Raw genomic sequence first — 13,413 nt, forward strand, 5'->3', positions numbered from 1 at the left:
CGAACTGATATACGTACCGGACCGGGAGCCGCCGGTGGCCGGCCGGACCGCCCCGCGCGGACCGGCCGGCCTGTTTCCGCCCGCGTCGCGGTCGGGCGGCCCGCCGGTCGGCGCGTGCTGGGGCCGGGCTCAGCGCGTGATGGTGAAGTGGTCGATCCGCTCACCGGTCTCGGCGAGCGCCGAGACCTCCAGACGGGGCCTGGCCCCCGCCGTCACCTCGACCGCCAGGAACGAGAAGCCCGTGTAGCGCACCCGCGACCACTCGACCGCCTCCTCGACCTTGCCGGAGGCGCCCCAGTGGTACGAGTCGACGCTGTCCACGTGGGCCTCGTGGCCCTCGTAGGAGTCGGGTGCGGGGAAGTCGTACAGCGCCTTCCCGGCCCCGCCCGCCGTGACGTACACGATGCCGTCGCGCGTGGAGCTGACCGACTCGCCGACCGGGACGGTGCGCGCGACCTGACCACCGCGCAGCGCGTCCGTGCGCTCGTACACGTGGTTGTGGCCGTTGACCACGAGATCCACCCGGTACTTGTCGAACAGCGGCACCCATGCGTCGCGCACCCCGCCGTCCGAGGCGTGGGCGTTGGTCGTGGAGAACGCGCAGTGGTGGAAGAAGACCACGACGAAGTCGACGTCGCGGTGGGCCCGCAGCTCCTTGAGCCGTCCTTCCAGCCAGCGGGTCTGCGCCCCGTCCGTGTATCCCGTGTTGGCCTTGATCTCCAGGCTCACGTCGTTCGCGTCGAGGGCGACGACGCCCACGTTGCCGTAGACGAAGGAGTAGACACCCGGCGACTTCTTCGCGTCCAGGCCGCCGGCCGGCAGGGTCCAGCGGGCGTTCTGGCCGCCGTAGCCGTTCGGGGAGTACCAGGCCTCCATGTCGTGGTTGCCGGTCGTCACCATCCACGGCACCCGCGCGGCCACCGACTCGGTCTGCGCGAGGAACTGGTCCCACACGCGCGCGTCGTAGGCGTCCGTGCTCTGCCCGGAACCGCTCGAATCGGCGTAGCAGATGTCGCCCGCGTGCAGGTGGAAGGAGGGGTTCTGGCCGAGGATCACCGCGTCGTTGGCCAGCGCGTCGTAGGACACCCCCTGGTCGCCGAAGGCCGTGAAGGTGAAGGAGCCCGGCCGGGCGGGCGCCGTGCGGAAGGTGCCCACCGTGCCGTAGTTGCGCGCGTCGGCCGGGTCGAAACCGGTGTGGCCCACCCCGTAGTAGTACGTCGTGTCCGGGCGCAGGTGCTCCAGCGAGACGTGCAGGTAGTACTGGTCCACCGCCGGCAGCTTGGCGGTCAGTGAGGGGGTGTGCAGCGCGCGCACCTCCGCCTCGATCTTCCGGCTCAGGTCCCACGGCCTGGTCCCCACCCGCAGGAAGGGCTTGCGCACCGGCAGCGGCACCTGCCAGCTCACCGTCATCTGCGTCCTCGGATCGGCACCGAAGGCCAGGTGGCGCCCGAACGGGGCGACGAGTGAACCGTCGACCGGCGAGGCGCCGGAGTGCGAGGCGGGCAGGAAGTCCGGGGTCCGGGCGGGAGCCTGCGGCGGCGCCGCGCTCGCACCCGCGCCGCCGAGCAGCCCCACGCCCGCGAGGGTGCCGGCGGTGACCGTGCCGGCCCTTAGCGCGCCGCGGCGGCTCAACTTGTGGCGCAGGTACTCGTGTTGCTCGGGCATCGTCATACGGGCGGCGAGCCGGTCGGGGATACCGAAACGGGGAGTGTCCATGAGGGGAACGTCCCACTCGGCGATGGCCGCACCCTTACGGGTAGGTGGCCGCTACACGTCTTCCTGGCAAGGTGTCCGTATGGTGGACGCGCCGTGTCAGGCAGTGGGACGAGGGGTAGGGTGCCGGGCATGTCGCGCACCATCAATCTCGCAGTGATCCCCGGTGACGGAATCGGCCCGGAGGTCGTGTCGCAGGGCCTCAAGGTCCTGAACGCGGTCCTTCCGCAGGACGTCAAGCTGGAGACCAAGGAGTACGACCTCGGCGCCCGGCGCTGGCACCGCACGGGGGAGACCCTCCCGGACGCGGAACTCGCGGCGCTGAAGGGGCACGACGCGATCCTGCTCGGTGCGATCGGCGACCCCTCCGTGCCCTCCGGGGTGCTGGAGCGCGGTCTGCTGCTCAAGCTCCGCTTCGCCTTCGAGCACTTCATCAACCTGCGCCCCTCGAAGCTCTTCCCGAACACCGCGAGCCCGCTGGCCGGCCGCCCCGACATCGACTTCGTCGTCGTGCGCGAGGGCACCGAGGGCCCGTACACCGGCAACGGCGGCTCGCTGCGCACCGGCACCCCCGCCGAGGTCGCCACCGAGGTCAGCGTCAACACCGCCTTCGGTGTCGAGCGCGTGGTCCGGGACGCCTTCGCGCGTGCCCAGGCCCGTCCGCGCAAGAAGCTGACCCTGGTGCACAAGAACAACGTCCTCGTGTACGCGGGCCACCTCTGGAAGAACATCTTCGACCGGGTCGCCCAGGAGTACCCCGACGTCACCACGGACTACCTGCACGTGGACGCCGCGACGATCTTCTTCGTCACCCAGCCCGAGCGCTTCGACGTGATCGTCACCGACAACCTCTTCGGCGACATCCTCACCGACCTCGCCGCCGCCGTGACCGGCGGCATCGGCCTGGCCGCCTCGGGCAACGTCAACCCGACGGGCGACTTCCCCTCGATGTTCGAGCCGGTGCACGGCTCCGCCCCGGACATCGCGGGCCAGGGCAAGGCGGACCCGACCGCGACGATCCTCTCGGTCGCCCTCCTGCTGCGCCACCTCGGCCTCGACGCCGAGGCCGTCCGTGTCGAGGAGGCGGTCACCGCCGACCTCGCCGCCCGCGACGGCTCGCCCCGCACCACGGACCAGATCGGCGACGCGCTCGCCGTACGAGTAGCGGGCTGACCCGGCCGCCGCTCCCCGCTCCACCGAGCGAACGAAGCCGCCGGGTCCCCAGGTAAGGGCACCCGGCGGCTTCTCGCGTACGCGGCCCCGGGTGCGACCAGAATCGACCCAGGACCGCGCCCTCCACCCCCCTCGGCATTCCGCCTCCCGCACATCCGCGCGATAATCGGAGACGGAGCCGCGATATACGGGAATGCTTGGACGTCCTAGTACTCCACGTGCACACGTGGGCGCGGTCCGTCACAACCCAGACCGGTGAAGGACACACCATGACGACGCCCACGATCGAGCTGAAGCCCACCTCGACCCCCTTGTCCGACGCGGAACGGGAGGCGATCCTCACCGCCCCCGGTTTCGGCCGGCACTTCACCGACCACATGGTGACCATCAAGTGGACCGAGGGCCGTGGCTGGCACGAGGCGCAGCTCGTCCCCTACGCGCCGCTCTCGATGGACCCGGCCAACATGACGCTGCACTACGCCCAGACGATCTTCGAGGGGCTCAAGGCGTACCGGCGTCCCGACGGCTCCGTCGCGACCTTCCGCCCGGAGGCCAACGCCGAACGCTTCCAGCGCTCCGCGCGCCGCCTCGCGATGCCCGAGCTGCCGGTGGAGACCTTCGTCGAGGCCTGCGACGCCCTCGTCAAGCAGGACAAGGCGTGGGTCCCGGCGCACGGCGAGTCCAGCCTCTACCTGCGCCCCTTCATGATCGCCACGGAGGTGGGGCTCGGGGTCAAGCCGGCCAACGAGTACCTCTTCCTGGTCATCGCCTCCCCGGCCGGCGCCTACTTCCCCGGCGGCGTCCAGCCGGTCTCGGTGTGGCTCTCCGAGGACTACGTGCGCGCCGTCAAGGGCGGCACCGGCGCCGCCAAGACCGGCGGGAACTACGCGGCCTCCCTCGTCGCGCAGGCCGAGGCCGCGCAGAAGGGCTGCGACCAGGTCGTGTGGCTCGACGCCGTCGAGCACCGCTGGGTCGAGGAGATGGGCGGCATGAACCTGTACTTCGTGTACGGCGACAAGATCGTGACCCCCTCGCTCACCGGCTCCCTCCTCCCGGGTATCACGCGCGACTCCCTCCTGACCCTCGCCCGCGAACTGGGCTACGAGGCCGAGGAGGGCCGGATCTCCACCGAGGACTGGAAGCGCGACACGCAGAGCGGCCGGCTCACCGAGGTCTTCGCGTGCGGCACCGCCGCTGTCATCACCCCTGTCGGCACCGTGAAGTCGGCGAACGGCGAATGGACCCAGGGCGACGGCACCCCCGGCACGGTCACGATGCGCCTGCGCGAGGCCCTGCTCGCCCTCCAGTCCGGTGCCGCCGAGGACACCCACGGCTGGATGCACGAACTGGGCTAAAGGCCGCGGCGCGTCCTCGGCATCGAGTCGACGGGACGTGCATGGCACGCGGGTAAGGGGCGCCGGTCCTGGTCGGCGCCCCTTACCCGTGCCCCCGCCCCCGTTCAGCCCGCGATACCGCGCAGCTCCGCGTCGTTGGACAGGACCCGGACCAGCTTCTGGTTCACGAACTCGCGCATCCCGAGGCGCGACAGCTCCCGGCCGTACCCCGAGCGCTTGATCCCGCCGAAGGGCAGGTCGGCCTGGGTGCCGGTCGGGTGGTTGATCCACACCATGCCGGTCTCGATACGTTCCGCGACCCGCTTGGCCCGCTCCAGGTCCGCGCAGAACACCGAACCGCCGAGGCCGAAGCCGGAGTCGTTGGCGAGCGCGACCGCCTCGTTCTCGTCCGCGACCCGGTGGACCACCGCGACCGGGCCGAACAGCTCCTCCGCGTACGCCCGCATGCCCGGCGTCACCCCGGTCAGGATCGTGGGCTCCACGAAGGCGCCCGGGTGATCGATCCGGTTGCCGCCGATGACGACGTGGGCGCCCTGGTCGACCGTCTCCTTGACCTGCTCGGCGAGATCGGCGGCGGCCTGCTCCGAGGAGAGGGGCCCGAAAGTGGTCTCCTCGTTCGCCGGATCACCGGGCCGCAGCTGCGCGAACCGCTCCTTCAGCCCGGCGACGAACCGGTCGTGGATCTCGTCCAGCACGATGAACCGCTTCGAGGCCACACAGCTCTGCCCCGTGTTGCCGAGCCGGCCCGCCGCCGCGGCGCCGACCGTGCGCTCCAGGTTCTCCGCGTCCAGCACCACGAAGGGGTCGCTGCCGCCCAGCTCCAGCAGGCTCTTCTTCAGGTTGCGCCCGGCGGCCTCGGCGAGCGCCGCGCCCGCCCGCTCGCTGCCGGTCAGCGAGGCGCCCTTCACGTGGGGGCTGTCGAGGAGCCGGGCGATCTCCTCGTGGCCGATGAAGAGGTTCGTGTAGACCCCCTCGGCCAGCTCCGCGTCCCGGAACAGCTCCTCCAGGGCGAGCGCCGACTGCGGGCAGTTCCCCGCGTGCTTGAGCAGGATCGTGTTGCCGAGCACCAGGTTGGGACCGGCGAAGCGCACCACCTGGTACAGCGGGAAGTTCCACGGCATCACCCCGAGCAGCACCCCCAGGGGCTCGTGCACGAGGTATGCCTCGCCCTCCGCCACGTCCAGGGACTCCGGAGCCGCGAAGCCCGGGCCCTCGTCGGCGTAGTACTGGAGGATCGACGCCGCGAGATCCACCTCGCCGCGCGCCTCGCCGATGAGCTTGCCCATCTCCAGGGTCATCAGCCCGGCGAGCCGCTCCTTGCGCTCCCGCATCAGTCCGGCGGCCCGGCCCAGGGCCGCCGCCCGCACCGTGACGTCCTTGGACCGCCACTCGGCGAAGGCCCGGTCCGCCCGCTCGACCAGCCGGTCGACCTCCACACCCTCGATCGACGGGAACTCGGCGACGGTCTCCCCGGTGTACGGGTTCACGGTCGCGAACGCGGTCTTCTTCGTCATGGGCTCTCCTGGGCACTCCTGTGCCGGCTGTGGTCTGCGGTCACTGCCGGAGTACCCGTAGGAAAAGCGTTCAAACAGGTATAAATACGGGCGCCTCAAGTGGTTCGCCTGCGGGCGTGTGCCCGGGCGTGTACCAGGCGTGTGCCCAGACGCGTACAACCGGCCGGCGGCCTGGTCCGGACGGTCCGGCGGACCCGCGCGGTTCTCCGGCCGGATCACATCATGAGATGAGTCGTCCTGCCCGGCGCGCCGTGTGGCAGACTGCGGCCATGCTCGCTCACGCCATGATTATCGGCAGCAGCGCGCCGGTCCTCAGTGGCCGTTGACACCGCGACACGACCTTCGCGGCAACGGCCACCGTGCCCCAGACCCGCGCGCAGACCTCTCGCACCCGCGAGGGGTCTTTTTCGTTTCCGGCCCCACCACGGCCAAAACGGAGTGCGCGAGTAGGGGGGCAAGTGGAGCCAGAGCACCTACGGAGCCACTCTCCCGACAGGAGTCACCAGCATGACCAGCCAGGCCACCGACGGCCCCGCCGAGCGCACCGCGCCGGCCGCCCCGAGCGAGGCCGACGCCGCCGTCGACCACGACTTCCACGTCTTCGACACGACCCTGCGCGACGGTGCGCAGCGCGAGGGCATCAACCTCACCGTGGCCGACAAGATGACCATCGCCCGGCACCTGGACGACTTCGGCGTCGGCTTCATCGAGGGCGGCTGGCCCGGGGCCAACCCGCGCGACACCGAGTTCTTCGCCCGCGCCCGCCAGGAGATCAGCTTCCGCAACGCCCAGCTCGTCGCCTTCGGGGCCACCCGCAGGGCGGGCACCACGGCGGCCGAGGACCCACAGGTCAAGGCGCTCCTGGACTCCGGGGCCCCGGTCATCACCCTGGTGGCCAAGGCGCACGACCGGCACGTCGAACTCGCGCTGCGCACCACCCTGGAGGAGAACCTGGAGATGGTCCGCGACACCGTCTCCCACCTGCGCGCCCAGGGCCGTCGCGTCTTCGTCGACTGCGAGCACTTCTTCGACGGCTACAAGGCGAACCCCGGCTACGCGAAGGACGTGGTGCGCGCCGCCCACGGGGCCGGCGCCGACGTCGTCGTCCTGTGCGACACCAACGGCGGGATGCTGCCCGCGCAGATCAGCGCCGTCGTGCACACCGTGCTCGACGACACCGGCGCGCGCCTCGGCATCCACGCCCAGGACGACACGGGCTGCGCCGTCGCCAACACCCTCGCCGCCGTCGACGCGGGCGCCACCCACGTCCAGTGCACCGCGAACGGGTACGGCGAGCGCGTCGGCAACGCCAACCTCTTCCCGGTCGTCGGCGCGCTGGAGCTGAAGTACGGCCGCAGCGTGCTGCCCGAGGGCGCGCTCAGCGAGATGACCCGCATCTCGCACGCGATCGCCGAGGTCGTCAACCTCACCCCCTCGACCCACCAGCCGTACGTCGGGGTGTCGGCCTTCGCCCACAAGGCGGGGCTGCACGCCTCGGCCATCAAGGTCGACCCGGACCTGTACCAGCACATCGACCCCGACCTCGTCGGCAACCGGCTGCGCATGCTCGTCTCGGACATGGCCGGACGCGCCTCCATCGAGCTGAAGGGGAAGGAGCTCGGCGTCGACCTCGGCGGGGACCGCGAACTCGTCGGCCGTGTGGTCGCCCGGGTCAAGGAACGCGAACTCCAGGGCTACTCGTACGAGGCGGCGGACGCCTCCTTCGAACTGCTGCTGCGCGCCGAGGTGGAGGGCAAGGCCCGCCGCTACTTCCGCACCGAGTCCTGGCGGGCCATCGTCGAGGACCGTCCCGACGGCAGCCATGCCAACGAGGCCACCGTCAAACTCTGGGCCAAGGGCGAGCGGATCGTCGCGACCGCCGAGGGCAACGGCCCCGTCAACGCCCTCGACCGCGCGCTGCGCGTCGCCCTGGAGCGCATCCACCCCGAACTCGCCCAGTTCGGGCTCACCGACTACAAGGTGCGCATCCTCGAAGGGCGGCACGGCACCGAGTCCACCACCCGGGTCCTCATCTCCACGAGCGACAGCGCGGGGGAGTGGTCCACGGTGGGGGTCGCGGAGAACGTCATCGCCGCCTCGTGGCAGGCCCTTGAGGACGCCTACACCTACGGACTGATGCGCGCGGGGATCACGCCGGCCGAGTAAGCCCGCCAAGCAAGCCGCCGGACAAGCCGGACAACCGGCGTGCGAGCGGTCCGGGACCGGGACGAGGCCGGTCCGGACCGCTCGCGGACGGGGGCGCACCGCCTCGCGGACGGGGCGGGGCCCGGGAAAAGACCGGGGCGGCAAGGTGTAAAGGGAAGCTATTTCCGGCTGCCAAGCCACCTCAGGTGGGCTAGCGTCGAACGCATGAGCCCCTTGAGGCCGGAGCGCGGGCTACCCGCTCCCCGGCTGGTCGCCACCCTCTTCGCGGTACTGCTCGCCCTGGCCGCCGTCCTCGTGACGGCCCCCGGGGCGCGGGCGGCCGAGGCCGACGTCCGGGCAGCCGCCGAGGCGCTGCGCCAGGACCCCGTCTACGTCGACCCCGCGATGCGCGACCAGTTCTCCAAGACCGGTGAGAAGGCCCTGGAGAACCGGATCAAGGACGGCGGTCGCGCCGTGTTCGTCGCGGTGCTGCCCCCGGGCGACGCGAACCGGGGCGAGGTACTGCGCGACCTGCGCTCCCGTACCGGGATCGCCGGTGTCTACGCGCTCCGGTACGGCACCGAGTTCACCGCCGGGGCCGACGCCCGGGTCATGTCCCGCGAGGCCGTGGGCAACGCCGTCCAGACAGTACGGGGCGAGAGCCTGACCACCCAGCTCGACGACTTCACCAGGATCGCCCTGCGTACGGCGACCGGCGCCGCCCCCGCCTCCTGGGGCGGCTCCGACTCCGGCGGCGCTCCTTTGGCGCCGCTCGCCGTGGCGGGCGCCGTCGTGGTGCTGGGCGCCGGGGGCCTCTTCCTGGTCTCCCGCAACCGGCGACGCCGCCGCGAGCAGGAGCAGCACGTGGCCCTGGAGCGACTGCGGACCGTCGTCGACGAGGACATCACCGCCTTCGGCGAGGAACTGGACCGGCTCGACTTCCACCCGGCCGAACCCGGAGCCGACGACACCCGCAGGGCCGACTACGAGCGGGCCCTGAACGCCTACGACCAGGCCAAGTCGCTCATGGCGGCCGCCCGCGCGCCTCAGGACGTCCGTGCGGTCACCCAGGCCCTGGAAGAGGGCCGCTTCTCCCTCGCGACCCTGGAGGCCCGCCGTACCGGGGCGCCGCTGCCCGACCGGCGCCCGCCCTGCTTCTTCGACCCGCGCCACGGGCCCTCGGTCGCCGACGTCGCGTGGGCCCCCACGGGTGGCGGTACGCGGGAGATCCCGGTGTGTGCCGCCGACCGGGCCCGCCTGGAGGACGGCCAGCCCCCGATGGTGCGCACCGTCGCCACGCCGGCCGGTGAACGCCGCCCCTACTGGGAGGCCGGCCCCGCCTACGGCCCGTGGGCCGGCGGCTACTTCGGCGGCGGACTGCTGCCCGGACTGCTGCTGGGCACCGCGCTCGGCAGCGTCATGGCGACCCCGGCCTACGGCGCCGAGTACGGATACGGCTACGGGGACTTCGACGCCCAGAGCGGTTACGAGGGCGGCGACGTCACCGGTTCGGACTTCGACCCCGGCGACTTCGGCGGGGGAGGCGACGGATTCGGCGGCGGGGGCGGGTTCGGCGGTGGGGACGGGTTCGGGGGCGGTGGCAACTCCGACTTCGGCGGCGGCTTCTGAGGCCGCGCCCCGGCCTGTGACACCGCGCATCGAAGCCCCCGCCCCCCGCGGCGGGAACCCCGCGTGAAACGGCTGTGCCCCTCCTCGACGGAGGGGCACAGCCGTGTCCTGAGGTGATACCGCCGCGCCGACCGCGCTGCCGGTCAGCCAGCGTTCTTGATCGCGGAGATCTCAAGGGTGAGCTTGATCTTGTCCGAGACCAGTACCCCGCCGGTCTCCAGGGCGGCGTTGTAGGTCAGGCCCCACGCGGAGCGCAGGAGCTCGGCGGTGCCCTCGAAGCCGACCCGCTCGTTGCCGAAGGGGTCCGTGGCCGCGCCGTTGAACTCCAGGTCGATGGTGACGGGCTTCGTCGTGCCGAGGATCGTCAGGTCGCCCGTGATCCGGTAGTCGTCGCCGCCCAGCGCCTGCGCCGAGGTGGAGCGGAAGGTCATCGCCGGGTGGGCCTCGGTGTTGAAGAAGTCGGCGCTGCGCAGGTGCCCGTCCCGGTCGGGGGAACCGGTGTCGATGCTGTCCATCTTCACGTCGATCGAGGCCGTCGACTTCGAGGGGTCCGCGCCGTCGAGGTGCAGCGTGCCCTCGAAGTCCTTGAAGCCGCCCTTGACGTTGGTGACCATGGCGTGCCGGGCGGAGAAGCCGATGCTGGAGTGCGCCGGGTCGAGGGTGTAGTCACCGGTCAGCGCGGCGAGGTCGGGGCTGACCGGTGCGGGGGCCGCCGCCGAGGCAGCGGTGCCGGTGGTGTCCGTGTCGTTCTTGCGGCCGAAGAGACCCATGAGACTGCTCCAGGAGGACGAGCCCCGGCTGACGGCCGAAGCGGTTGAACTTTCAACGATGTCGACCGTAGCGCCATTCTGTTCAACTTTCAACATCAAACGCTGTGTGTCGGCTCCTTCACGCGGAGCGTTCCCGCCCGGTGGGGTACCGCATCGGCGCCACCCGCCTGTTACGCCCTCTGGCGTACGGGTGCGGGGTGGGGCAGGATCTCCCTGCCCCACCCCGCACGGCCCCCCACGCGGAGCGCGTCCACGCGCTCCGTTCGCCCCTGTGCGCAGAAGGAGAGACCCCTTCATGTCAGCGATCCCGGTGCCCGCCGCCGTCCGCCGCAGCCCGAGGCTGCGCTCCGCCCTCACCGTCGGCACGCTCCTCGGCGGAGCCCTCTTCGCGCCGGGCCTCGGCGCGCTCGCCGCGGCCCCCGCCTTCGCCGTCACCAAGATCAGCCACGCGACCGCGACCTCGATGTTCTCGTCCTCGGGTATCACCTGGTCGTCCTCGGGCGGCTGCTCCAACCGCAACACCTCGACCTGTACGTCCTTCGACCAGCTCAACCTGGCCACCGCCCAGGGCGCCCAGACCCTGAAGTCCGCCTCCGGCTGCGCGCTCAACATCACCGGCGGCACCGAGACCGGGCACGCCTCCGGCACCTACTCCCACTGGAACGGCTACAAGCTCGACTTCGGCAAGAACACCTGCCTGACCAACTACGTGAAGAACACCTTCACCTACATCGGGCTGCGCGGGGACGGCTACCCGCAGTGGCAGGCCGCCTCCGGGAACCTCTACGCCGACGAGGGCAGCCACTGGGACGTGACCTTCAAGAACTGCGGCGGCTGCTGAGCCCGCCCGCGCCACACGGCGGGACCCGACAGCCGGACCACGGCGGACGGGCCCGCCGTGTGGCGCAGGTCTCCCGGTGGGTATTGTGCGACCTCTACAAGCCGCACCCGCTCCAGACAGCCGGTCCGGCCCCTCCGGTGCTCGTTTCTGTCCAGGAGCACCAGGAAATGGCGTGCGAGACTGTGTGCTTTCGACGGACCCTTTGAGCCCCCTGGTTTCGTAAGGTCACTACATGACCGTTTTGGACGAGACGCAGGACGAGCCCAAGGATTCCCGCGGACGCGTGGCCGAACTGCACGCGATCCGTGCACAGGCCGTGGCGGGCCCCAGCGAGCGGGCCACCGAGGCACAGCACGCCAAGGGCAAGCTGACCGCTCACGAACGCATCGAACTGCTCCTCGACCCCGGTTCCTTCCACGAGGTGGAGCAGCTGCGCAGGCACCGCGCCACCGGCTTCGGCCTGGAGGCCAAGAAGCCGTACACCGACGGTGTCGTCACCGGCTGGGGCACGGTGGAGGGCCGCACGGTCTTCGTCTACGCCCACGACTTCCGGATCTTCGGCGGCGCCCTCGGCGAGGCCCACGCCAGCAAGATCCACAAGATCATGGACAAGGCCATCGCGGCCGGCGCGCCCCTCGTCTCGCTCAACGACGGGGCCGGGGCCCGTATCCAGGAGGGCGTCTCCGCGCTCGCCGGCTACGGCGGCATCTTCCAGCGCAACACCAGGGCGTCCGGGGTCATCCCGCAGATCTCCGTGATGCTCGGCCCGTGCGCGGGCGGCGCGGCCTACAGCCCCGCCCTGACCGACTTCGTCTTCATGGTCCGCGAGACCTCGCAGATGTTCATCACCGGCCCGGACGTCGTCAAGGCGGTCACCGGCGAGGAGATCAGCCAGAACGGCCTCGGCGGCGCCGACGTGCACGCCGAGACCAGCGGCGTGTGCCACTTCGCGTACGACGACGAGGAGACCTGCATCGCCGAGGTCCGCTACCTCCTGTCGATGCTCCCGCAGAACAACCGCGAGAACCCCCCGGCCTCTCCGGGCGACGACCCCGCCGACCGGCGCGGCGACACCCTGCTCGACCTCGTCCCCGCCGACGGCAACCGCCCGTACGACATGCGCAAGGTCATCGAGGAGCTCGTCGACGACGGCGACTTCCTGGAGGTCCACGAACGCTGGGCCACCAACATCATCTGCGCCCTCGCCCGGCTCGACGGACAGGTCGTCGGCCTCGTCGCCAACCAGCCGCAGTCGCTCGCCGGGGTCCTCGACATCGAGGCCAGCGAGAAGGCCGCCCGCTTCGTGCAGATGTGCGACGCCTTCAACATCCCGATCGTCACTCTTCTGGACGTCCCCGGCTTCCTGCCCGGCGTGGACCAGGAGCACGGTGGGATCATCCGGCACGGCGCGAAGCTCCTGTACGCCTACTGCAACGCGACCGTCCCCCGGGTCTCGGTCATCCTGCGCAAGGCTTACGGAGGTGCCTACATCGTCATGGACTCGCAGACGATCGGCGCCGACCTCACCTACGCCTGGCCGACCAACGAGATCGCCGTGATGGGCGCCGAGGGCGCGGCCAACGTCATCTTCCGGCGCCAGATCGCCGCGGCGGACGACCCCGAGGCGACGCGTACCCGCATGGTCAAGGAGTACAAGGCCGAGCTGATGCACCCGTACTACGCGGCCGAACGCGGCCTCGTGGACGACGTCATCGACCCCCGCGAGACCCGTCAGGTCCTCGTCGACTCGCTCGCGATGCTGCGCACCAAGCACGCCGACCTGCCCTCCCGCAAGCACGGCAACCCGCCCCAGTAGTCGCGCCGCCGCCCACCGCCTCCCGTCCCGAGCCACAGACAAGGACACGTACCGAAATGAGTGAATCCGCCACAGCGACCGGGGACTTCCTGCGCGTCGAGAAGGGCCACGCGGGCCCCGAGGAACTGGCCGCCATCACCGCCGTCCTGATGGCCCGGGCCGCCGCCCGCTCCACCGAGCCCGCTCCCTCGGCCCACCGCGGCCGCACCCGGGCCGGCTGGCGCCGCCTGGAGCGCGAGCCCGGCTTCCGCGCCCCGCACAGCTGGCGCTGACCCGCCCCGTACGACGAAGGACCCGCCCCCTCGAAGGGGGCGGGTCCTTCCGCGTGCCTCGTGCTGCGGCGACTCGGCTGCCCTCAGCGCAGGCGTGCCATGAGGGCGTGTTCGACGAGGGTGATGAGGCCGGATTTGGCGTCGGCGCGGTGGCGGGCGTCGGTGGTGATGATGGGGGTGTCGGG

General features: G+C 71.4%; 10 protein-coding genes and 1 pseudogene. 7 read left to right on the forward strand and 4 right to left on the reverse strand.

The window, feature by feature from the left end; translation table 11 throughout:
* Positions 1-129: 129 nt before the first annotated feature.
* The gene (locus AB0J21_RS29100; protein WP_363149129.1) at positions 130-1,716 is read right to left on the reverse strand and encodes a metallophosphoesterase family protein; all 1,587 of its coding nucleotides are present in this window, start codon (positions 1,714-1,716) and stop codon (positions 130-132) included.
* Positions 1,717-1,845: 129 nt separating this feature from the next.
* Between AB0J21_RS29100 and AB0J21_RS29105 the strand changes: the two genes are divergently transcribed.
* Positions 1,846-2,886 (forward strand): 3-isopropylmalate dehydrogenase, encoded by a 1,041-nt coding sequence (locus tag AB0J21_RS29105; RefSeq protein WP_363149130.1) that lies wholly within the window; start codon positions 1,846-1,848, stop codon positions 2,884-2,886.
* 269 nt (positions 2,887-3,155) lie between these two features.
* Positions 3,156-4,241 (forward strand): branched-chain amino acid aminotransferase, encoded by a 1,086-nt coding sequence (locus tag AB0J21_RS29110; protein WP_363149131.1) that lies wholly within the window; start codon positions 3,156-3,158, stop codon positions 4,239-4,241.
* A gap of 104 nt (positions 4,242-4,345) precedes the next feature.
* Here AB0J21_RS29110 and AB0J21_RS29115 read toward each other — a convergent pair whose 3' ends face one another.
* Positions 4,346-5,755, reverse strand: coding sequence for an NAD-dependent succinate-semialdehyde dehydrogenase (locus tag AB0J21_RS29115; protein ID WP_363149132.1), 1,410 nt, complete (start codon positions 5,753-5,755; stop codon positions 4,346-4,348).
* A gap of 507 nt (positions 5,756-6,262) precedes the next feature.
* On the opposite strand from AB0J21_RS29115, the gene cimA reads away from it, so the two are divergent.
* Positions 6,263-7,921, forward strand: coding sequence for a citramalate synthase (gene cimA, locus AB0J21_RS29120; RefSeq protein WP_363149133.1), 1,659 nt, complete (start codon positions 6,263-6,265; stop codon positions 7,919-7,921).
* Between the two features lie 204 nt (positions 7,922-8,125).
* Complete coding sequence (locus AB0J21_RS29125) at positions 8,126-9,529, forward strand: hypothetical protein (protein WP_363149134.1); 1,404 nt, start codon at positions 8,126-8,128, stop codon at positions 9,527-9,529.
* Between the two features lie 143 nt (positions 9,530-9,672).
* Here AB0J21_RS29125 and AB0J21_RS29130 read toward each other — a convergent pair whose 3' ends face one another.
* Positions 9,673-10,299: a YceI family protein gene (locus AB0J21_RS29130; protein ID WP_363149135.1), complete on the reverse strand. Its 627-nt coding sequence runs from the start codon at positions 10,297-10,299 to the stop codon at positions 9,673-9,675.
* 295 nt (positions 10,300-10,594) lie between these two features.
* Here AB0J21_RS29130 and AB0J21_RS29135 point away from each other — a divergent pair, with 295 nt between their 5' ends.
* The 3 genes from AB0J21_RS29135 to AB0J21_RS29145 all read left to right on the forward strand — a co-directional run bounded on the left by AB0J21_RS29135 (position 10,595) and on the right by AB0J21_RS29145 (position 13,228).
* Positions 10,595-11,140, forward strand: coding sequence for a hypothetical protein (locus AB0J21_RS29135; protein ID WP_363149136.1), 546 nt, complete (start codon positions 10,595-10,597; stop codon positions 11,138-11,140).
* Positions 11,141-11,372: 232 nt separating this feature from the next.
* Positions 11,373-12,956 (forward strand): acyl-CoA carboxylase subunit beta, encoded by a 1,584-nt coding sequence (locus tag AB0J21_RS29140; RefSeq protein ID WP_363149137.1) that lies wholly within the window; start codon positions 11,373-11,375, stop codon positions 12,954-12,956.
* A 56-nt stretch (positions 12,957-13,012) separates the two neighbouring features.
* Complete coding sequence (locus AB0J21_RS29145; protein WP_363149138.1) at positions 13,013-13,228, forward strand: acyl-CoA carboxylase subunit epsilon; 216 nt, start codon at positions 13,013-13,015, stop codon at positions 13,226-13,228.
* An 83-nt stretch (positions 13,229-13,311) separates the two neighbouring features.
* Here AB0J21_RS29145 and AB0J21_RS29150 read toward each other — a convergent pair.
* Positions 13,312-13,413 (reverse strand): annotated as a pseudogene (locus AB0J21_RS29150) (ATP-binding protein); the annotation flags it as partial.

Source organism: Streptomyces sp. NPDC049954, from assembly GCF_040656295.1.
Lineage (GTDB): Bacteria > Actinomycetota > Actinomycetes > Streptomycetales > Streptomycetaceae > Streptomyces.